General features: G+C 58.8%; 21 protein-coding genes and 2 pseudogenes. 8 read left to right on the forward strand and 15 right to left on the reverse strand.

Annotation, left to right across the window (positions count from 1 at the left end):
• Positions 1 to 3: 3 nt before the first annotated feature.
• Positions 4 to 508: pseudogene (locus C2U40_RS05905) on the forward strand (IS1595 family transposase); the annotation flags it as partial.
• Between the two features lie 6 nt (positions 509 to 514).
• On the opposite strand, the gene torS reads toward C2U40_RS05905, so the two are convergent.
• Positions 515 to 3,328, reverse strand: coding sequence for a TMAO reductase system sensor histidine kinase/response regulator TorS (gene torS / locus C2U40_RS05910; protein ID WP_103828461.1), 2,814 nt, complete (start codon positions 3,326 to 3,328; stop codon positions 515 to 517).
• Between the two features lie 70 nt (positions 3,329 to 3,398).
• Between torS and torT the strand changes: the two genes are divergently transcribed.
• On the forward strand, positions 3,399 to 4,445 hold the full coding sequence (gene torT / locus C2U40_RS05915) for a TMAO reductase system periplasmic protein TorT (protein WP_024945047.1): 1,047 nt from the start codon (positions 3,399 to 3,401) through the stop codon (positions 4,443 to 4,445).
• Between the two features lie 37 nt (positions 4,446 to 4,482).
• Positions 4,483 to 4,887, forward strand: coding sequence for a GFA family protein (locus C2U40_RS05920; protein ID WP_016351423.1), 405 nt, complete (start codon positions 4,483 to 4,485; stop codon positions 4,885 to 4,887).
• 36 nt (positions 4,888 to 4,923) lie between these two features.
• On the opposite strand, the gene torR is transcribed toward C2U40_RS05920, so the two are convergent.
• Complete coding sequence (gene torR, locus C2U40_RS05925; RefSeq protein ID WP_103828460.1) at positions 4,924 to 5,637, reverse strand: two-component system response regulator TorR; 714 nt, start codon at positions 5,635 to 5,637, stop codon at positions 4,924 to 4,926.
• A 145-nt stretch (positions 5,638 to 5,782) separates the two neighbouring features.
• Between torR and torC the strand changes: the two genes are divergently transcribed.
• From torC to torD, 3 genes are all read left to right on the forward strand, one after another.
• Complete coding sequence (torC, locus tag C2U40_RS05930) at positions 5,783 to 6,949, forward strand: pentaheme c-type cytochrome TorC (RefSeq protein ID WP_005343495.1); 1,167 nt, start codon at positions 5,783 to 5,785, stop codon at positions 6,947 to 6,949.
• 27 nt (positions 6,950 to 6,976) lie between these two features.
• Positions 6,977 to 9,469: a trimethylamine-N-oxide reductase TorA gene (gene torA, locus C2U40_RS05935; protein WP_103828459.1), complete on the forward strand. Its 2,493-nt coding sequence runs from the start codon at positions 6,977 to 6,979 to the stop codon at positions 9,467 to 9,469.
• Positions 9,470 to 9,568: 99 nt separating this feature from the next.
• Positions 9,569 to 10,228: a molecular chaperone TorD gene (gene torD / locus C2U40_RS05940; protein WP_024945044.1), complete on the forward strand. Its 660-nt coding sequence runs from the start codon at positions 9,569 to 9,571 to the stop codon at positions 10,226 to 10,228.
• A gap of 33 nt (positions 10,229 to 10,261) precedes the next feature.
• Here the strand turns inward: torD and C2U40_RS05945 are convergent.
• The 13 genes and pseudogenes from C2U40_RS05945 to C2U40_RS06010 form a co-directional block, all read right to left on the reverse strand.
• Positions 10,262 to 10,645: pseudogene (locus C2U40_RS05945) on the reverse strand (type IV toxin-antitoxin system YeeU family antitoxin).
• 183 nt (positions 10,646 to 10,828) lie between these two features.
• Complete coding sequence (locus C2U40_RS05950) at positions 10,829 to 11,149, reverse strand: hypothetical protein (protein ID WP_103828458.1); 321 nt, start codon at positions 11,147 to 11,149, stop codon at positions 10,829 to 10,831.
• Between the two features lies 1 nt (position 11,150).
• On the reverse strand, positions 11,151 to 11,693 hold the full coding sequence (locus C2U40_RS05955; RefSeq protein ID WP_016351418.1) for a hypothetical protein: 543 nt from the start codon (positions 11,691 to 11,693) through the stop codon (positions 11,151 to 11,153).
• A 79-nt stretch (positions 11,694 to 11,772) separates the two neighbouring features.
• Positions 11,773 to 12,135: a hypothetical protein gene (locus C2U40_RS05960; protein WP_016351417.1), complete on the reverse strand. Its 363-nt coding sequence runs from the start codon at positions 12,133 to 12,135 to the stop codon at positions 11,773 to 11,775.
• Positions 12,132 to 12,347 carry a hypothetical protein gene (locus tag C2U40_RS05965; protein ID WP_016351416.1) on the reverse strand — a complete coding sequence of 72 codons (216 nt, stop codon included), beginning with the start codon at positions 12,345 to 12,347 and terminating at the stop codon, positions 12,132 to 12,134. Before C2U40_RS05965 ends, C2U40_RS05960 begins: the two co-directional genes overlap by 4 nt.
• A complete protein-coding gene (locus C2U40_RS05970; RefSeq protein WP_103828457.1) occupies positions 12,347 to 12,853 on the reverse strand; it encodes a hypothetical protein in 507 nt (168 codons plus the stop codon). The genes C2U40_RS05965 and C2U40_RS05970 overlap by 1 nt, the downstream gene beginning before the upstream one ends.
• Positions 12,854 to 12,963: 110 nt before the next feature.
• Entirely contained in the window at positions 12,964 to 13,506 is a 543-nt protein-coding gene (locus C2U40_RS05975; protein ID WP_016351414.1) for a hypothetical protein, read from the reverse strand.
• Entirely contained in the window at positions 13,503 to 14,000 is a 498-nt protein-coding gene (radC, locus tag C2U40_RS05980; RefSeq protein ID WP_016351413.1) for a RadC family protein, read from the reverse strand. The genes C2U40_RS05975 and radC overlap by 4 nt, the downstream gene beginning before the upstream one ends.
• 343 nt (positions 14,001 to 14,343) lie before the next feature.
• Positions 14,344 to 14,772, reverse strand: a complete 429-nt coding sequence (locus tag C2U40_RS05990) for a hypothetical protein (protein ID WP_016351411.1) — start codon at positions 14,770 to 14,772, stop codon at positions 14,344 to 14,346.
• Positions 14,773 to 14,782: 10 nt separating this feature from the next.
• The gene (locus tag C2U40_RS05995) at positions 14,783 to 15,208 is read right to left on the reverse strand and encodes a DUF2787 family protein (protein ID WP_016351410.1); all 426 of its coding nucleotides are present in this window, start codon (positions 15,206 to 15,208) and stop codon (positions 14,783 to 14,785) included.
• Between the two features lie 35 nt (positions 15,209 to 15,243).
• On the reverse strand, positions 15,244 to 15,807 hold the full coding sequence (locus C2U40_RS06000; RefSeq protein WP_103828456.1) for a lecithin retinol acyltransferase family protein: 564 nt from the start codon (positions 15,805 to 15,807) through the stop codon (positions 15,244 to 15,246).
• 84 nt (positions 15,808 to 15,891) lie between these two features.
• Positions 15,892 to 16,578 carry a hypothetical protein gene (locus C2U40_RS06005; RefSeq protein ID WP_016351408.1) on the reverse strand — a complete coding sequence of 229 codons (687 nt, stop codon included), beginning with the start codon at positions 16,576 to 16,578 and terminating at the stop codon, positions 15,892 to 15,894.
• Between the two features lie 17 nt (positions 16,579 to 16,595).
• Complete coding sequence (locus C2U40_RS06010) at positions 16,596 to 16,961, reverse strand: hypothetical protein (RefSeq protein WP_060390113.1); 366 nt, start codon at positions 16,959 to 16,961, stop codon at positions 16,596 to 16,598.
• A 271-nt stretch (positions 16,962 to 17,232) separates the two neighbouring features.
• Here C2U40_RS06010 and C2U40_RS06015 point away from each other — a divergent pair, with 271 nt between their 5' ends.
• Together C2U40_RS06015 and C2U40_RS06020 are read left to right on the forward strand one after the other, a co-directional pair.
• Positions 17,233 to 17,577 (forward strand): helix-turn-helix domain-containing protein, encoded by a 345-nt coding sequence (locus tag C2U40_RS06015; protein WP_016351406.1) that lies wholly within the window; start codon positions 17,233 to 17,235, stop codon positions 17,575 to 17,577.
• Positions 17,578 to 17,897: 320 nt separating this feature from the next.
• Positions 17,898 to 18,836: a LysR substrate-binding domain-containing protein gene (locus tag C2U40_RS06020; protein ID WP_232105288.1), complete on the forward strand. Its 939-nt coding sequence runs from the start codon at positions 17,898 to 17,900 to the stop codon at positions 18,834 to 18,836.
• Positions 18,837 to 18,884: the final 48 nt, after the last annotated feature.

Genomic DNA, 18,884 nt, shown 5'->3' on the forward strand with positions numbered 1-18,884 from the left:
TTTGAGTCGTTCAAAGGACAGCCGGATTACCCCGCCCGGCCCGCCATCGTGGAGACAAAGGCCGTACCCGGGGGACAGGGCCGGATTACATCCCAGTCATGGTGGTGCAAGACCGAGTAGGCCACCTGGCTGACTTCCAGTTGGAACGGCTGAATGCCAGGGCAAGTGAAGGCGGTGCTTCAGCCGCTTATCGCCCCGTATGCCGTCCTGTGCAGCGATGGTGCCGGGGGTGTATGCGAGTTTCAGCGAGGGACTGGGGATAACACACCAAGTGGTGCGCAATCGTGCAGGAGAGCGGGTGGTGGGTGCATATCACATCCAACATGTGAACGGGTACCACAGGCGATTGAAGGAGTGGATGGAGCGGTTCCATGGGGTAGCGACCCACTATCTGAGGAATTATCTGGGTTGGCGCAGGATGTTGGAGCGCTATGGGCGGGAAGTGAATATCTCACGTTGCTTGCATGAGGCGCTGGGGCACCCCATGCAACACGTAATTGGGACATAGCCTAATTTATGGGGCTTCATGATTTGCTTCGAGCCAACATTCTAAGTTTCTGACGGCTACTTTAAATGTTGTTTCCAGTTCGACAGGATTTCCAATAGCTGATTCTAAGTCTGAGCAATGTTTCGCAAACATATCAAGACCAAGGCTTAAGGCGCTTCCTTTAAGTTTGTGTATCAGTGATGCCCGTTCTTTAGGCTCGCTTGCTATAATTTCAGCAATAATAATCGTACCTTGTGTTTCAAATAACTCGATGAGTTCCCTTATTTTCACCATACCGAGCAGAGGCAAGTCGGTATCCAACACTGGATTGATGTTCCAGTGCCTCATAGGATTGGTCTCGACCGGCACCATTTTGGCCTGTGGTAAACTTTTATCCTGAAACTGACGAACAATGGCTGTTGCCAATGCGGCCAGCCGCACCGGCTTGCCGACAAAATCGACAAACCCGGCTGCAAGGCAGCGGCGGATATCCTCCGGATACATCTGGGCCGAGATGGCGATTGCAGGCAACGGGCGCTCATGCATCTCTTCACTGATGGCAGCCAGATCCTCGCGCAGGGTCATCCCGTCCATATCGGGCAGGTTGATATCGAGCAGCGCCAGCTCGAAGGGGCGCTCGGTCACCAGCGCCAGCGCGCTGCGACCATCCTCCGCCAGGGTGACGCGATGGCCGAGGCGGGTCAGCATGCCGTGCGCCACCAACCGGTTGATCTCGTTATCCTCCACCAGCAGGATGTCGCGGGACTGACCAAGGTGCAGCGGTTGCGCCTCGGCAGGCAGCTGGGCGCTCGAGCGTTGCAAGGGTAGGCTGAAGCTGAATTCACTCCCCTTGCCCGGTTCGCTAGCTAGGATAAGCTCGCCCCCCATGGCGGCCACCAGCTTGCGGCTGATCGCCAGTCCCAGCCCGGTGCCGCCCTGATGGCCCATATCGCGCTTGCGCTGGTGAAACGCCTCGAACACCGCCTCCTGTTCATCGGCCGGAATGCCGGGGCCGGTATCGCGCACCACGAAGCGGATGCAGGGCTCGGCGCAAGGGCCTTGGCAGACAAGCGGCGCTACCATCAGGGTAATCTGGCCACGGGCGGTAAACTTGACTGCATTGCCGAGTAAGTTACCGAGCACCTGCCGCAGCTTGCCCAGATCCCCCTCGACCACAGGCGCCAGCTCGGGTGCATATTCCAGCGCCAGGGTGACCCCCTTGGCCGCTGCCTTTGGCCGAAACAACGCGCTGAGCTCATTCACCAGCTGGAACAGGGGGAAGGGTTCACGGCGTGCCTCCACATGGCCTGCCTCGATCTTGGAGTAGTCGAGAATGTCGTTGAGGATCTCCAGCAGGGATTCGCCGCTATGCTCGATGGCGGCCAGATAGCGCTGCTGGGGCTCGCTGAGGTGGGTATCTTCCAGCAGCGTCAGACCGCCCAGAATGCCGTTCATGGGGGTGCGGATCTCGTGGCTCATGGTGGCGAGAAACACCGACTTGGCCCGGTTGGCCTGCTCGGCCTCGGCGCGGGCCTGCCGCTGCTTCTCCACCTCCTCATTGAGCCGCTCGTTGGCGTGGCTGAGCTGGCCTGTGCGCTCCTCGACCCACGACTCCAGCTCTCGCTGATAGCGGCCCAGCTCCACCGCATTGTCACGAAACACCTGCAGGGCCCGTCCCAGCTCCGCCAGCTCATCACGCCCGGTGCTGGCGATCGGCTCAAGGGGAGCCAGATCTCCGCGCGCCAACCGGCTCATCCCCGCCACCGCCCGTTGCAGCGGCCAGACGATCCGGCCATAGACCATGCGCCACATCAACAGCATCAGCAGTACCAGCGTAAACAGGCCAATGCCCATCAGCGCCTGCTCCAGCAGCCTGAGGCGCTGACTTAACGCCTGCTGGCTCTGCCCCAGCGAATCGCGGGCACGGCTGACCAGCTCACCGACCTGCTGGTTGAGGCTGCTCATCAGGGCTTCATTGGCATTGGCCAGCACCTGCAGCGCCTCCCCCTTGCCGAGCCAGTCACTGCGCAGTTGCACCAGCTTGTCGCTCTGCGCCAGCACGGTCAGCGCCTGTTCCACCGCCTGCCGGCGAGCCGGATCGGTCACCGCTCCGGCCCGCAGTTGCAAGATGGCCAACTCCCGCAGCCCCTCTTGCAATAGCGTTTGCAATTGTTCTTGTCGATCGCTGCGCCACATCTCTTCGATGCGCTGTTGCTGCATCAGGGTGCGATGACGCAGCTCGGTCATCTGCTCCTGCCAGTCGAGATCCTGCTCCAGCAGGCGGTCCAGCGTCCGGGCCGCCTGCACGCCTTGCTGTTGGTAGAGGGAACCCAATCCCGCCACCATCACGGTTTCGGCGTTCTCCATCTGGCTGCGTGCCAGCTCGGCAATCTGTCCGGCCGCCGCCACCAGACGGGCCCGCTGCGCCTCCCCCTGCGTCATCAGGGTCAGGCGCTCTCCCACCAGCCAGCCCTGCTGACCCAGATTGCCGATGATGCTCTGACTGAGCTGATCGAGGCTTGTTGAACCCTGCCCACGGCCAAGTTGTGCCAGTACCTGTTGTAGCTGTTGTCCCTGCAGGGTGAGCAAGCGCCCCTGATGCTCCCGCTCCTGCTCGCTGGTCGCGGTGGCCAGCAGCCGCGACGCGCTCTGGACCTCGCTGCTGAGACGAGAGAGCGTGCGCGCCAGCTCCTGGTCGGCCAGAGTCTGCTGCACCCCTTGCTCCAGCTGGCGCAGATGGCTAAGCCCCACCCAACCCAGCAGGGAGGCACTCAGTGTGAGTAATGCCATCAGGGAGAAGGCCAGCAGCAACTTGCCACCCAGGCCGGAAAAGATTCTCACGGTAAGTCCCTTGGTTGTGGTCGGCTTTGACCGGATAATATGGCCCAACACTTTAACAAAACCTCTGACCATGCGAAGCGTCTATCTCTCCCCGTTGTTGCTGATCTGGTTGCTAATGCTTCCCCGAGCCACTCTCGCCTTTGCGGTGGATCTCTGGCCCAGCGGTGAATTCAGCGGCCAACCGGTACGCCAGCAGTGGCCGGAACCCGCCGCCGCAACCAAACCACTGACCCTCTGTGCCCTCTACCCCCATCTGCGCGACGCCTACTGGCTCTCGGTCAATCAGGGCATGGTGGACGAGGCGAAGCGGCTGGGAGTCAAGTTGCAGATCCATGAAGCGGGGGGCTATGGCGCCCTCGCCGAGCAGCGCCAGCAGTTGCAGCGCTGCGTGCAGGAAGGGAGCGACGCCATCTTGCTCGGCGCGGTGAGCTATCAGGGCTTGCGCGAGGCAATCAAGGTCACGCCGCTGCCGGTCTTTGGGTTGGTCAACGATCTACCCAGCGGTCTGGTGCAGGCGAAGGTGGGGGTCTCCTGGTACCAGATGGGGTGGCAGATTGGCCACTGGCTGGCGCAGCGCCACCCCGCAGGCAGCAAACCGGTCTCGGTCGCCCTCTTCCCCGGCCCGCAAGCGAGCGGCGGCAACAACTTCGTCGAGCCGGGCTTTGCCGATGCCATCAAGGGGAGCGCCATCAAGCTGGTCACCACCGAGCGCGGCGACAACAGCCGGGAAATCCAGCGTACCCTGGTGCAGAAGATGCTGGCCCGCTATTCCGACCTCGACTATCTGGTGGGGGGCGCCATCGCCGCCGAAGTGGCGGTCAACGAGCTGGCACAGCGCCATCTCGACAGGCCCCAGGTGCTGAGCACTTACTTCAGCCACGGCGTACAGCGGGGCTTGCGCCGGGGCAAAATCCTGGCCGCCAACAGCGATCAGATGCGGCTGCAGGGGCGCCTTGCAGTGGCTCAGGCGGCCTGCCTGCTGCAACACCCTGATGCCAGTGCCGAGCAGTGCCCGCGGGTGATGGGGCCACCCATTCTGACGCTGTCTGCACCACTGGCTGATCCCGCCGATTCCCTCTCGGATGGCGCTTTTCGTCCCGTTTATCGGGTCGAATAGCTGTCCAAAATCCGATTAGCACACTCAAGGAGAAGAGATGAAAGAGTTACATGCCAGCTGCCTGTGCGGCGCCGTCGCCCTGACCCTGCCGGATCAGTTCGACTATATGGGGAACTGCCACTGCAGCGAATGCCGCAAGTTTTCAGGGGGTGATTACGCCTCGGTCGGCGGACTGGATGGCAACAAGGTCACCATAGTGAAGGGGGAAGAGGCCATCGGCCGCTACCGGAAATCGGCAGAGACCACCCTGGCCTTCTGTCGTCACTGCGGCTCCAGCCTGTTCAGCCAGAAGAGCAGCAGCGGCAAGATCAACCTGCGCCTCGGGGTGCTGGACGATGTGCCGAGCCAGCGGCCCGCGTTTCACATCTTTGTCGGCTCCAAGGCCCCCTGGCACCAGATTGGCGACGACTGCCCGCAATTTGAAACTCGCCCGCCGGTCTGATACCCGGCCAAACAGGCCAAGGCCACCGCAACGGGGTCAGGAGGCTATCTCGCCGGCAAACAGATAGCCTTCACCGTGGATGGTGACAAACAGCTGGGGATCTCGCGGATCTACTTCCATCTTGCCGCGCAGCCGCCGGATCAACACGTCTATGGTACGATCGCTCGGGCCATCGCCACGATGGCTGATGAGAGTCAGGATCCGCTCCCGACTGAGCACCCGCCCGGCATGGGCGACAAAGGCCACCAGCACTTCATATTCAGCCTTGGTCAGACGCACCGGCACCCCATCCTTGCTGAGCTGGCGGCGGGGAATGTCAAAACGCCAGGAGCCGAAGCGCACCGCATCGTCAACGACCGCAGGCTCGCTCGGCGCGGCGGCCGACAGCGAGATCCGCCACAGCAGATTCTTGACCCGCACCAGCAGTTCCCTGAGCTCGAACGGCTTGGTGACATAGTCGTCGGCCCCCATCTCGAGGCCGACAATCCGGTCCACCGCATCACTGCGGCCGGTGACCAGAATGATCCCCACCGTGCTGCGCGCCCGCAGTTCACGGGTTAGCAGCAGACCATCTTCCCCCGGCAGATTGATATCCAGCATCACCAGATCGACCGTCTGTTCCGCCAGCACGGCGCGCATCTCCTGGCCGTTTTCGACCGCAGTCACCCGATAACCCTCCCGCTCGAAATAGCCGGTCAGCTTCTCGCGGGTCACCGCATCATCTTCAACAACCAGAATGTGGTAGCTCATGGGCAGGGTTCACGAAGGTCGACAAGGGAGGATTATTCTATTCACATTTTGTCATAAATACCCCTATTTCATTAATTTGTGGCGGTAACCCTGTTCACAACACCTCCCTATCATGGCTCCCATCAAAAAAGTGATGTGAGAGAGCATGATGAAAAAACTGTGGCACTTCCTGCGCACCCCCAGCCGTCGCTGGTCGGTACTGGCGCTACTTCTGGTGGGCGTCGGCGTCACCCTCGCGGGCACCGTCGGCCTGCACTATGGTTTTGAGAAAACCAGCAGCCTCGAATTCTGTATCTCCTGCCACTCCATGAAAGACACCGTCTATCCGGAGTACAAGGAGTCCATCCACTTCAAGAATGCCTCCGGGGTACAGGCGGTCTGTACCGACTGTCACCAGCCGAAGGACTTTGTCGGCAAGGTGGCCCGCAAGATGGAGGCAGCCAACGACCTCTATCAGGAGTACATAGGCCACAGCATCGACACCCAGGAGAAGTTCGAGGACCGGCGCCTGCATCTGGCCGAGAAGGTGTGGGCTCGGATGAGCAGCCAGAACTCCAAGACCTGCAAGTCCTGCCACAGCTACGACAACATGGATCACGCCAAGCAGTCCCCGGCAGCAGCGCTGGCGATGAAAGATGCGGCGGCGAAGAACATGAACTGCATCGAGTGCCACAAGGGGATCGCCCACGAACTGCCCAACATGGCGGGCGGCTTCCGGGCCACTTACGCCACCTTGGTCAACGACGCGCAAGAGGCGCCAGCCGCCGAGACCCTCTACAACTTGGGTGAAAAAGATCTCTATGCCAGCGAACAGAGCACCGACCCGGTCGGCAAACTGCTGCCAGCCTCCCGCATCGACGTCGTAGACCGCAGCGGCGATCGCCTCAAGGTGACCATCGAAGGGTGGCGCGAGAGCGACGGCAAGGGCCGGGTGCTGAGCGAATACATGGGCAAGCGGGTCTTCGTCGCCACCATCCGTGACGAACTGAAAGCGAGCGAGAAAGTGCTCAAGCAGGAGACCGACAGCGCCACCCATATCAAGTGGGAACAGGTTCAGGTGCAGGCTTGGGTCGATGGCAAGGGCTTTGAATCCTCGCTCAAACCGATCTGGGATTACGCCGGCGAGATGTACAAATCCACCTGCAACTCCTGCCACGGCGCGCCGGATCCCGCTCACTTCACTGCCAACGGCTGGATCTCGGGACTCAAGGCGATGTCTGCCTACTATCGCCTGAGCAAGGAAGAGGAGCGCACCCTGCTCAAATACCTGCAAAACCATGCCGCCGATACCGGTGGTCAGGGCAGCCACTAAGTCCGGATTCGAAAGAGGAATAACAAGATGATCAATATTTCCCGTCGTGGTTTTCTGGGTGGCTTGCTGGCCAGCGGTGCCTCTGCCCTGATCGGCCCCTCCCTGCTCGGTCGCGCCGTGATGGCCGCCGAGTCCGGCGAAAAACTGGTGCAGTCCGGCTCCCACTGGGGCGCCTTCCGCGCCCGGGTGGTCGATGGCCGCTGGGTCGAGACCCTGCCGTTCGAGCATGACAAGCATCCGACCGAGATGCTCAAGGCCTTGAGTGAAGTGGTCTACAACCCCTCCCGCATCCGCTACCCCATGGTGCGACTGGACTGGCTGCGCAAGGGCCACCAGTCCGACACCAGCGAACGCGGCCAGAACCGCTTTGTTCGGGTCACCTGGTCACAGGCGCTCGATTTTTTCTATCACGAGCTGGAGCGGGTGCAGAAGACCTATGGTCCGAGCGCCCTCTATGCCGGTCACTCTGGCTGGCAGTCAGTGGGCAAACTGCACTCAGCTGGTGCCATGCTGGGACGCGCCATGAACCTGCACGGCACCTATCTGGCCAAGGCCGGTGACTACTCCACCGGTGCCGCCCAGGTAATCCTGCCCCACGTGGCGGGCGCCATGGAGGTGTATGAGCAGCAGACCTCTTGGCCGCTGGTGCTGGAGCACAGCAAGACCATCGTTATCTGGGGCTCCGATCCCATCAAGAACCTGCAAGTGGGCTGGCTGGTGCCGGATCACAGCGTCTACGACTATTGGGCGCAGCTCAAAGAGAAGGTGGCCAAGGGCGAGATCCGGGTGATCAGCGTCGATCCGGTCAAATCCAAGACCCAGAAATACCTCAACTGCGATCAGGTGACCCTGAATCCGCAGACCGATGTGCCGCTAATGCTGGGCATCGCCCACACCCTCTACAGCGAGAAGCGCCACGACGAGGCGTTCCTGAAAGACTACACCACCGGCTTTGACAAGTTCTTGCCCTACCTGCTGGGCACCAGCGATGGTCAGGTGAAGAATGCCGAGTGGGCGTCCGCCATCTGTGGCGTACCTGCCGAGACCATCCGCGAGCTGGCCCGCGCCATGAGCAGCGGCCGTACCCAGCTTATCGGCGGCTGGTGTGTGCAGCGCATGCACCACGGCGAGCAGTACTCCTGGATGCTGGTAGTACTGGCCTCGATGATTGGCCAGATCGGCCTGCCGGGCGGCGGTTACGGCTTTGGCTGGCACTACAACGGGGCGGGCACCATCACCTCCAGCGGCCCCATCATGTCCGGTTTCAGTTCGGTCATTCCCGGGGTCAAACCGCGCCATGACGGCGACTGGAAGGGCTACTCCAAATTCATTCCGGTGGCCCGTTTCATCGACTGCATCCTCAATCCGGGCAAGCAGATCGCCTTCAACGGCCAGACCATCACCTACCCCCACATGAAGATGGCGGTGTTCTGCGGCAACAACCCGTTCCACCACCAGCAGGATCGCAACAAGATGGTCGCCGCCTGGCGCAAGCTGGAAACCGTGGTCAGCATCGATCACCAGTGGACTGCCAGCTGCCGCTTCGCCGACATCGTGCTGCCCGCCACCACCACCTATGAGCGCGATGACATCGAGCAGTGGGGCTCCCACTCCAACGCGGGCATTCTGGCCATGTACAAGGTAGTGGAGCCGCTGTTCGAGGCGCGCGATGACTACGACATCTTTGCCGATCTCTGCCGTCGCTTCGGTCGTGAGGCCGAGTTCACCGGTGGCAAGAGCAAGCTGGAGTGGATCCAGAGCATCTATGACGACGCCCGCCTGCAGGGCCGCGGCATCGGCATTCGTCTGCCCCGTTTCAGCCAGTTCTGGCACGGGGAAGGCTTCGTCACCTTCCCGGCGGGCCAACCCTGGGTACGCCACGAGTCGTTCCGTCAGGAGCCGGATCTAGAACCGCTCGGCACCCCGTCCGGCCTTATCGAGATCTACTCCAAGACCATCGCTGACTACGGCTATGGGGATTGTCCGGGTCACCCGGTCTGGATCGAGCCCTACGAGCGCTCTCACGGCGGGCCGGGCAGCAAACAGTATCCGCTGCACCTGCAATCCTGCCACCCGGACAAGCGGCTGCACAGCCAGCTCTGCTCCTCCGACAACTACCGCGCCACCTACACGGTACAGGGTCGCGAGCCAGTCTATATGAATCCACAGGATGCCAAATCCCGTGGCCTCAAGGACGGCGATCTGGTGCGGGTATTCAACGGCCGCGGTCAGGTATTGGCTGGTCTGGTGGTAAGCGATGATTACGCCCCCGGCGTGGTACGCATTCAGGAAGGTGCCTGGTATGGTCCGCAAGAAGGCGGCAAAGTAGGTACGCTCTGTACCTACGGCGATCCCAACGTGCTGACTGCCGACATCGGCTCCTCCAGCCTGGCGCAGGCCACCACGGCCCATACCGCGCTGGTGGAGATCGAGAAGTTCCGCGGACAGGCTCCCGCCGTCACTGCCTTCGGCGCGCCGGAATCTGCCAAGGGCATCGACCCCATGTTCCCGGCACTCTGACCCCAAAGGGACGAAAGCGCCCCCTTGAGTTTTCTTTATTTTTAACGTCGTTAGAATCGGGAGCCTCTATGGCTCCTGATTGCCATCCACGGAGGAAAAATGCAGGAATTTATGGCTACCAGCGAACGCCGGGCCGAACTCTACTGGTGGTTCTCCACCCTGTTCGCCGCCGAGCTCAGTGATGAGCAGATCGCCGAATATGACACCTATGATGTACGAAGCTTCCTGAAAAGCCTCTCCACCCAGGATCCAATGCGCGAAGCCGTGGCCGAACTCAACGACGCCATCGCGCGCCTGCTGGTGCGCCCGGATCGCCAGCTGGAACTGGCCGCCGACTTCGCCGGCCTGTTTCTGGTGGATCCCAAACAGGGCGCCCTGCCCTACGAATCGCTCTACCGCGGCGAGGCCAAGTTGCTGATGCAGGCCCCGATGACCGAGATGCAAGCCCGCCTCGATCGCCTTGGTATCAATGTCAGCGATAAATACAAAGAGCCTGCGGATCATCTGGCCATCGAGCTGGATCTGATGGGCAATCTCATCATCCGCGCGGCGGAAGCCAAGAGCGCGGCCGAGCGGGAACGCTGGCTCGACGAGCAGGAAGCGCTGCTGCACGGCCACCTGCTGGGGTGGTTCGACAAGTTCGAAAGCGCCTGTCGCGCTGCCGACCAGTTTGGCTTTTATGGCGCCAGTGCACACTTGCTTGGATTGTTTCTCAAAATGGATACCAATTACTTGGATGAGCTCAAATATGTGTATTAATGCCATGAATGGATGAGAACAATTGAAATAATATTACTCAATAGAGCCAATTACGATATAGAGGTAACTATGGCTGCAGAAGGTATCAGCTTCACAGGGGACCCCATCATGCTTGATTGTGATGCATTGCTGACGTTGGGCGTCCAGTTCACCGGCCAGTAACTTGGTCTCCAGTTGTTTGATAATGACTGCAAAGGCATTGTCGAGCCTATCTATATTTCCTTTAGTCTATTTGCCGATCAGACTGGTTCGCTCGGATAAAAAATCGAATCGGTAGCGGCTCTGTATCAGACGATCGCCAAAGCGTGGTGAGATCTCATGCGGCAGACCCCAGCTGATGCTGGAAGGCAGTGTGAAAGCTTGGATCTCAGGAATGTGAATGTGTGTGGCAGGACATGTGGGATGGGGCATGGCCATAGGTTGAGCAGATGCAGCCTGTTATGCTCGGGGGCATCGCGATGCACCTCGAGCCTGTTGATAAGGCAGGTTGTGTTCGGTGACCCCAATGATGCAAAGGGCCAGCCTGTGAGGGCTGGCCCTTTATGCTGTTTGGGGATAAACGAGACGGAGGGGTGTCAACGAGCGATGTCAGTCGTCTCATTAATAACCGCTAGCCATTGAGCCGGTCCAGCAAGAGCAGTGAGCCGTACTGGGCCACCAATCAGTCTGGGCGCAGGCCGTTCTGCTGGGCTTATTTTCAGGTATTTCGTAACGCGCTGTGAGCCAGCCGCCGAGCAGGGCGATGCGGTAGCTGCTCGGGATGTGGGTGAGCGACGTCTCTATGCCCCTCCCGTGAATCAGGAAGAGCACGGCCTGGCCGCCGATGTCGATATCCATGCGTTGCCCCTTGGGCTCGAAGGTAGTGTGTTCCCCGGTTTGCGGATGTTTGCCGGGCACCTTGATAGTGATGTTCTTTGCCATCTCACACCTCCGGTTTGGCTTCAAAGTGGTGGGTCACAACGCCTACGTCCGGGTCGATACTGATAAACGCAGGGGCTTGCTGGTAGTACTGGTAGAGCCGCGCCAGTTCAGAGCGAAACGCCTCGACGTTCGGTGCTATCACATGGCAGGTATCCCCTTCGGCGTAGGTAAAGGTTTCGAGCTTCTCTGTGTGAATCCAGATGCCGAAATACCATGCATCTTCCTCGGTGTCGTATTGCTGCCAGCCCTGGGCCAGTAGTGTTCGGTCGTAGTAGTAGCGGTCTGCCTGATGGCTCCCTCGGTCGATGCGGCAACCCGTCACGGTGAGTTCAAACGGGATACAGCCCGCCTTGCGGGCCTTCTTGACCCGGTGCAGTAGCTTGAGGGCTTTGGCTCTGCTACGGCCATTACCTAGCGAGTGTGGTTGTGTGGCCCGCAATGCCAAGTGGGTCATTATCTTCGGGGCGGTGTTGTGGTTGAGCTGACCGATGGCAGCAGTGATCTGCCGAGCGGACAGGGTGTTGTAATCACGTAAGTCATGCATGGTGGGGTTTCCTTAAAATGCAAACAGCCCCTCGGAGTGAGGGGTTGTATGGGGTCTTGTTTGTGCTGGTGGCCGTGGCTCAGGTGTGACTACTCCAATCCGGCTTGTCATTACTACCGTGGTTGACGTAGGCCCCGACAATTACCCGTTGCCACTCACCGACCGGCTGACCCGCTGCATTACAGGAGCAGCGAAAGCGTGCGAAGTTAATCTCTCGTGGCAGGTGCTCACGCATATCCCGTGGGCTGACAAAGAGCGTGGTCTTGTGCAACACCGGGTTGGGCGCCACCAGCGGGCCTGCAATACGCCGCCCCTCCACATCGTGGGCATAGGCAAAGCCCGGCAGCATCAACTGCTGACTGATGAGCTTGGCGAGTCCTGAATGGGCACACATGGCCTCCGCTACGGCGGCTTGGCTAAAGCTGTCGTTGAACTCAATCATTGTTGTTTCTCCATTTCAGCTGGTGAACGGTAGGCCGCTGCAAGCAGCGCAAACTGTTCGACCAGATAACTGATATTGATGCCCAGTTCATCGCTCACCGCATCTCCCAGACGATGATGCAGGTGTGCCATGTCATCGGCGATGCGCTGAGCCAGGTGGGCGCTTGAGTTCGATAGTGAGCTTGTCACCGTCAGGGTGATGGAGAGAACCATTACATCTCTCCCCAGGGTGCTTGCTCCCACAGTGACAGCCGGGTCAGCACGTCTTGCGCCAGCGCCTGCTGCAACTGCTGTATTACTTTTACAAGCCGGGGAGCCTGCTCGGTGCTCCCACTCCATTCGCTCGATTGGTACAGGGTGCAGAAGGTGAATTTGTACAGCGCCACCAGCTCGCTATCGGTGAGCGATTCCTGGTGGTAATGATGGGCAGGTTTAAGCGGACTCAGCTTGTTTGAACGGTGCTGGCGCGGTTCCTTGCGTTCCTGCTGACGTCCTAGCTGATAGCGATGCCAGACCGCCCGCCGATTGGCGAGCATCATCAGTCGCACTAACCGGTCAACCCGCCACGTCCAGGTACTGGTCGTGCCTGCTGGCGGCAGCCACCAGAAGGATCGCAGCAACTCAAGGGTGTAGTGCGGTGGCATGGGGGCATTGCAAAAGCGGTGCAACTGTACGGCAAAGGCCAGGTAATCCTGGCGGTCGATCATGAAGGCAGACATGGTAATAGCTCCTTGAAATGCAAAAGGCCACCTGCAGTGAGGTGGCCCTTTAGGTGATATCGGGATATCCGGATCGTGGCGCTGATGATCCAGGTTTGGGGATGCTGGCGTTATTCGTGCACCAGTACTGCGCTTGGGTGAGCCACATCGAACAGGATGGCGTAGAATGCACAATCAATGCCATTGACGGCATCGTGGTGCGGGAAATAGGGCGGTGTGTCTCGGGATCGCTCGAAGTAGTCGCCAAAGTAACTGAGGCAGTCACGGATCTCGATGGTGGATCCCCGCGGCAAGGTCTCTTCAAACTGCTTGGCATAAACCTCGTCGTCACAGGCCTTGGTGACGGCCTTCTCCAGCAATGTCAACGCCTCCTCGTTGCTGGCGGCTGCCAGGCTATGACGCAGTTTGCCTAGGGTTTCCTCCAGAGAATAGGGATTGGGTAATCGCATGGTGTTTGTCTCTTCTTGGCGCAGCTGATGGAGCTGTGCATCAATGGCCTCGATACAGTCAGCCTGGGTGAGCCGGTAGCAATTGGGCTGATGAGCCACGATGGTGGGTTCTGCTTGCATCTCGACGTTGTCTGTCAGCCAACAGCGCAACTCGATGAGGATATCGAGGGCGGTGAGGTGTGATTTCGCTGAAGTAAGGTTCATAGCAGACCTCGCTCGACCAGCGAGACGACTCCCTCGGCACCGACCACCAGATGGTCAAGCAATCGTACATCGACCAGCGCCAAGGCCTCTTTGAGGGCTTGGGTGAAGACCCGGTCTGAGTGACTGGGCTCCGGGTCACCGCTGGGGTGATTGTGGACTGCGATGATGGCCCCGCAATTGAGTCGCAGGGCACGCTTGACCACTTCCCGTGGGTAGATGCTGGTACTGTCCAAAGTGCCACGAAACAGCTCCTCAAAAGCCAGTATGCGATACTGGGAGTCAAGGAACAGTGCGCCAAACACTTCGTGCTCCCGGTCCTGCAGCAGGGTTTGCAGCCGCTTGGCGGCCTCGGTGGTGTTGGTGATGGCGGTGCCTTTGGCCAGTCGCTTGCGAGCAATCTGGTTGGCGATACGCAGCAGGTCTTGCTCGGTCACCGGCTCGGTGACGACATAAGTGCCGGGGCATTCCCCAGCTTTGAGTTTGTGGTAACGCATGGTGGTCTCCAGAAAAAGAAAAACCCCGGCAGCGCGAGGCATCCCGGGGCTAAATGCAAAGAGGTTGTTGGTTCACTTTGAAGGTAGTTCAGTTGGCCTGGGTGGTGACGCCTTCCCTAGCGGTGGGTTCCTGCTTCATCGGTATCAGCGATGCCGGGGACCTGCACGGTGAGGGGGCTGCGAGCGCAACGCTCAGCCGTTCCGCCAGTTGGTAGGCGGTACCGATGGCGTCGTAGTCAGCGACCCAGGTGGCCAAGGCCAGCCCGCTGGTTTCCACTGCACGCAGGTGCCTTGTACGGTTAGGCCACTGTCACGCACCACCTGCGTCTCGCCATCTTCCAGCTCAACGGCTATCGGTTGTTTGGGCATCGTGCGCCTCCTCTTGGGGTAAGGGGTCACTCTCCACGCGATAACCGTGATGAATGCAGGTGCGCTGCAGGTTGCTCAAAAAGCTCCCCAATACACGGGGCTGGTCAGAGAGCGGGACTGGACCTGCCTGACAGCGCCAGAAACAGCGACGCTGAGGGTCTACACAGATTTCATCTATAGGCTGGCTCATGGTGTGCCAGTCCTCGGCATTGGTGAGGGATAACAGTTGCCACTGCACGCCAGACCAGCACAGATGCAGTGTGACGGTGCGGGCATTTGGACTACCAGGGGTGAGATGCAGCAACCAGCGCTCGCCTTGGCGAGTTGGTTGCAGCTTGGCTTTGGCGGCGACCAGCCCTAGCCACTGGCATGAGTAGTAGGAGAGCGGCAGTTTGTTAGTCATTACACACCTCCTAATCTCCGCTGACCGTGACGGTGAAATACCCCAACTGGGCGTAGCTAATGAAATTGCGCTGCCACAGGGTAAACAGTTCCCGTGCTTCCACGCCGGGCAGTGGTCCCCAGCCCTGCAGATAGTGCTTGTCGCAAGAGAAGTTGAAGTCGAGTTCCTTGCAGAGCTCGGCATCCTGGCCCAGCCTCTGATAACTGAAGTCAGTGATGTAATCGAAGACCCAGCCGTGCAACCCCCGGATCAGTCGCAGCTCTAACGGATGGATGCCACCTGTTTCGGCACTGTAGCCGGGGCTGCGAAAGTTAAAAGTCAGTGTCGAGAGGTGGGTGAGGTCGAGCCGTTGTTCCCGCACGACGCTGCGCAGCAAGTCAGACAGTTCGGGAGAAATCGGCAGGGCCATCCCTGCCAGGTGAAATGGCATGGTCATCATGGTGTGTCCTTTCGTATCGAATGTGAGAACCGTTAATCCCTGAGCCAGCGCCAGACGCGGTAGAGGCCGTAGGTGGCTGCCAAGGGGGCCGCCAGCGAGGTGGCTGAGCTTCCCAGCAACGTACCTACTGCAGCGGTCACAGCGGTAGTTGCTGACGGGGTCAGTACCGTGTTGGTGGCCATGCCAGGCAGGGCCGTAAGGGTAGGCTGCCGAGCCACAGTGCGAAGTGCCTGATGTGCGATACACCCCGTGGCAATGAGTTGGTTTATCTGCTTGCTGTAGTGAAAGCCCTCGATGCACCAAAGCACAAAGTGCTCGCAGTTGTTAAAGAGTGTGCTGTAGTGTGCCTCTCCTAGGCGGGAGTAAGCACGGTCGATACTCTCCTCCCGGTTGAAGGCTCGTGCGCTATGGTGCTGGATGCGATAGCCCCGCCCTTGGCTAAACTCGGCAAGCGTGGTGATAGCTATCTGACCGGAATGTATACCGGCACTGACCCCCTGGTAGTGGATGACCTGATGGCCCCCTAGATAGAGACCGTGGTGCTGGTAACCTGTGCGGAGTGAAACGAGGTGGTCCCCCGGTTGTGGTAATGACATGAACAGTTCCTTAAATAAAATGCGGCATAAAACAGAGGGCACCTTCGGGTGCCCTGATGGTGGTGAATGTGTGGAGGCTGGTGGTCAGGACTGCTTGCGCAGCGTCAAGCTGTTGGTATCCCATACCCAGCGCTGACGAGGATTGCCGGGCAGGTCGAGGGTGAAACCGTTGGGGGCGGGGGTCAGCTTGCCTTCATCACTACAGGTACCAAAGGGCTGTGAAAGCATGGTCAACACACCCGTCTGGGCGACAGCCAACTGATAGAGCACCGGGCATGCCACTCCGCCACTGTGTAGCTCAAACAAGACCGCCTGCCCGTTGGCCAGCGGCAATCGGTGCGTGAGCTTGATGGCGTCATATTCATCGGTGCGCAGCAGCACGTCATCCCCATACCGGATGACGATACTGTCCTCGTCATTTTTCACGATGGTAAATGACGTGGTACTTGATGCAACTGACGCAGGTGCAAAGGAGGGCTCGAAGTAACGACTGCCATCTGAATAGGTCAGCATAAAACCGTTCAGTGAAACCGGCTGGCTGACCCTGGGTATGAGCCTTGGCTCATCTTCATCCAGCGGCATCAGCATGATGCGTTCCCCTTTCGAGGTCTCTATCCAAAACTGCATGCTGGCGAAATTGAGGGTACCATCAACGTTGGCCGGTACCCGTTTAGTGACCGTTGGCACAGTGAACTGGGGCGCAGCCCAGGCCGGTAAGGCAAACAGCGATAACCATGTGCACCACAGGGCCAGTTTGATGTTTTCTGTCATGTCACTCTCCAGACGACTTATTCAATGGTGTAAGAGGCATTGCCCAGATTGGTGAAAAGGGTGACCTCTCTCAATCGGCACGGCTCGGTCATGACCAGCCGCCAGCTTTCGGTGTAATTGAGCTTGAACGGGAAATGGGTCCCCCCAAGCTGACCACCGATGTCATTGCGCAGCATCACCCGGCATTTACTCTTGCCGCCATTAATCAGCACCTTCTGAATAGTGACTTGATCGTTGAGCGAGGTGACGACTATCTGAGGTCGCCCGATAGCGGTGTATTCCACTTCCAGACTGAATTCTGGGCTATTAGCGGATGCTGTATCGCAAGCGCTCAGTGATAGGCCACAAGCCAGCAGTAAGGGATAAAACAGTGCGCGATTCATGATCTCTCCTTAATAAAAATGGCAAACGGATGCCTGACCGACGAGGCGAGCCTGTCGGGCTAATGGGTGTAAACGTAATGGGTTAATGGTGGTGAGGGCTGATAGCCAAATGCCACCAAGGGGATAGATTGAGGTTAGGTCGTGTTGAACTCCTTTCGATGTTGGGGTGACTATTCCAGTGAATTAGATCTAATAGGGTGATCCTCATCGCAAAGGGTCCTTAATGTCAATGAAAGTCCATAGTCAACTATCAGGGTTGACTGGAGGACTTATGACAAGCATCAACTCTGAAGAGCTGGCCAAGAGCGTGGGCAAAGCGATTGGACGCCAACGCCAGCTGGCAGGACTGACTCAGGAGCAAGTGGCAGAGCACTTAAAGATAGGTATGGAAGCGGTCTCCCGGATGGAGCGAGGTCTCGTGGTGCCGACCGTCGTGCGGCTCGCTGAGCTGGCTCAGCTGTTTGGCTGTGAGCTCGCAGACTTCCTGCGTGAGACCAGCAACCGCCCTACCGAACAAGGCATTGTGCTCAGCCAACAGTTGGCCAAACTCGATACAGCTGACAGAGCGCTGGTGCTGGAGGTGGTTGATAAGCTGGTGGCGCGACTGGCGCCTTAATGACTCACAGTGCGCATCGATGACAGACCGATGGGATACCAGGACCGATAACTTGGGAGGCCGCAATGGTGCTCCCAAGCGGACTTACGGCGATCTTTGCTTGGTGTCTCCTGATGATATCTATCTGAGTTACTTTTCAATCGCACTGATAGCAGACTAATCAGGTCTATTAATGCGGCAGTTGGAACTATAGCCGTGATGAAGCCAATGATTAATTGCGTTGGTATCGCTCAAGAAGGCAAGTGGCAACACGGTTAATCAAGTATTTTGAATCACCCCCAGTATTCATTGTCCCGTTGCGAAGTGAGGGAGATGTTACAATGCACCCCAAAAAGGAGCTGTACTTCATGGTAATCACTGCCGACGCGATCAAAGTTGTTATTGCCATTGTCCGTTGTGGTAGTTTTGCTGCAGCGTCGCAAGAGCTTCACAAGGTTCCGAGTGCGCTCAGCTATACCTTGCACAAACTGGAAGACTCTCTCGGTGTCAGTCTGTTTGAACGTCAGGGAAAGCAGTTGGTGCTTACTGAGGCTGGCTACCACTTTATCAAGCGTGGTGAGTTGATCTTAGGAGAGCTTAACAGTCTGGAGGACTCAACTCGCCTGATTGCCATGGGGGTTGAACCCTCGATACGCCTCTCTTTTAACAACATCCTCTCGTTGGCGCCGCTTACCCATTTGCTACATGAATGCGAGCAGCTTTTCCCCCAAACTGAAATTCAGCTGGCCATTGATGTTCACGATGGGGTGTGGGATGCCCTGTTGGGGAAACGTGCCGATATTGCTGTCGGTGCACCCAATCAGGTGATTGCCAACAGCGAAATAGGTGCAGAACCGATGGGAATGGTGGAATGGGTCTTTGCCGTAAGCCCGAATCATCCGGTAGCCAAGTTACCCCAGCCTATTACTGAACGCGCCCTGCGCCGTTACCCGGCGATTTGCATTCGAGATACCTCTGTGCAGCTCAAGCCCAAAGAAGCTTGGTTGCTGCGCGGCCAGAAAGCGCTACAGGTACCCGATTTTCACAGCAAACTCTCGCTTCAGACTGAGGGGGTCGGTATTGGTTTTGTGCCGCGTCATTTTGGCCAGCCGTTGATTGATGATGGTCGCCTGCAGGTGATGACGGTGGAATCTCCGAAGCAATCCACGCCTCTGTTCCTGGCCTGGCAGCGTCAGCACACGCGCCCCTGTTTTAGCTGGTGGTTACAGCAATTACGCGATCCGGCCTTGCTGCAAGGCTTGCTTGGGCCACTTGGCTAGTGCCGATCTGTTCATAAAAAAGGCCGCAGATGCGGCCTTTTGACTATA

Source organism: Aeromonas sp. ASNIH4 (assembly GCF_002934425.1).
Lineage (GTDB): Bacteria > Pseudomonadota > Gammaproteobacteria > Enterobacterales > Aeromonadaceae > Aeromonas > Aeromonas hydrophila.

Excerpts from the sequence above, each read along its gene's own strand:
- torT (WP_024945047.1), top strand. The coding sequence starts at position 3,399 with ATGCGAAGCGTCTATCTCTCCCCGTTGTTGCTGATCTGGTTGCTAATG.
- C2U40_RS05920 (WP_016351423.1), top strand. The coding sequence starts at position 4,483 with ATGAAAGAGTTACATGCCAGCTGCCTGTGCGGCGCCGTCGCCCTGACC.
- torR (WP_103828460.1), bottom strand. The coding sequence starts at position 5,637 with ATGAGCTACCACATTCTGGTTGTTGAAGATGATGCGGTGACCCGCGAG.
- torC (WP_005343495.1), top strand. The coding sequence starts at position 5,783 with ATGATGAAAAAACTGTGGCACTTCCTGCGCACCCCCAGCCGTCGCTGG.
- torA (WP_103828459.1), top strand. The coding sequence starts at position 6,977 with ATGATCAATATTTCCCGTCGTGGTTTTCTGGGTGGCTTGCTGGCCAGC.
- torD (WP_024945044.1), top strand. The coding sequence starts at position 9,569 with ATGCAGGAATTTATGGCTACCAGCGAACGCCGGGCCGAACTCTACTGG.
- C2U40_RS05950 (WP_103828458.1), bottom strand. The coding sequence starts at position 11,149 with ATGGCAAAGAACATCACTATCAAGGTGCCCGGCAAACATCCGCAAACC.
- C2U40_RS05955 (WP_016351418.1), bottom strand. The coding sequence starts at position 11,693 with ATGCATGACTTACGTGATTACAACACCCTGTCCGCTCGGCAGATCACT.
- C2U40_RS05960 (WP_016351417.1), bottom strand. The coding sequence starts at position 12,135 with ATGATTGAGTTCAACGACAGCTTTAGCCAAGCCGCCGTAGCGGAGGCC.
- C2U40_RS05965 (WP_016351416.1), bottom strand. The coding sequence starts at position 12,347 with ATGGTTCTCTCCATCACCCTGACGGTGACAAGCTCACTATCGAACTCA.
- C2U40_RS05970 (WP_103828457.1), bottom strand. The coding sequence starts at position 12,853 with ATGTCTGCCTTCATGATCGACCGCCAGGATTACCTGGCCTTTGCCGTA.
- C2U40_RS05975 (WP_016351414.1), bottom strand. The coding sequence starts at position 13,506 with ATGAACCTTACTTCAGCGAAATCACACCTCACCGCCCTCGATATCCTC.
- radC (WP_016351413.1), bottom strand. The coding sequence starts at position 14,000 with ATGCGTTACCACAAACTCAAAGCTGGGGAATGCCCCGGCACTTATGTC.
- C2U40_RS05990 (WP_016351411.1), bottom strand. The coding sequence starts at position 14,772 with ATGACTAACAAACTGCCGCTCTCCTACTACTCATGCCAGTGGCTAGGG.
- C2U40_RS05995 (WP_016351410.1), bottom strand. The coding sequence starts at position 15,208 with ATGACCATGCCATTTCACCTGGCAGGGATGGCCCTGCCGATTTCTCCC.
- C2U40_RS06000 (WP_103828456.1), bottom strand. The coding sequence starts at position 15,807 with ATGTCATTACCACAACCGGGGGACCACCTCGTTTCACTCCGCACAGGT.
- C2U40_RS06005 (WP_016351408.1), bottom strand. The coding sequence starts at position 16,578 with ATGACAGAAAACATCAAACTGGCCCTGTGGTGCACATGGTTATCGCTG.
- C2U40_RS06010 (WP_060390113.1), bottom strand. The coding sequence starts at position 16,961 with ATGAATCGCGCACTGTTTTATCCCTTACTGCTGGCTTGTGGCCTATCA.
- C2U40_RS06015 (WP_016351406.1), top strand. The coding sequence starts at position 17,233 with ATGACAAGCATCAACTCTGAAGAGCTGGCCAAGAGCGTGGGCAAAGCG.
- C2U40_RS06020 (WP_232105288.1), top strand. The coding sequence starts at position 17,898 with ATGCACCCCAAAAAGGAGCTGTACTTCATGGTAATCACTGCCGACGCG.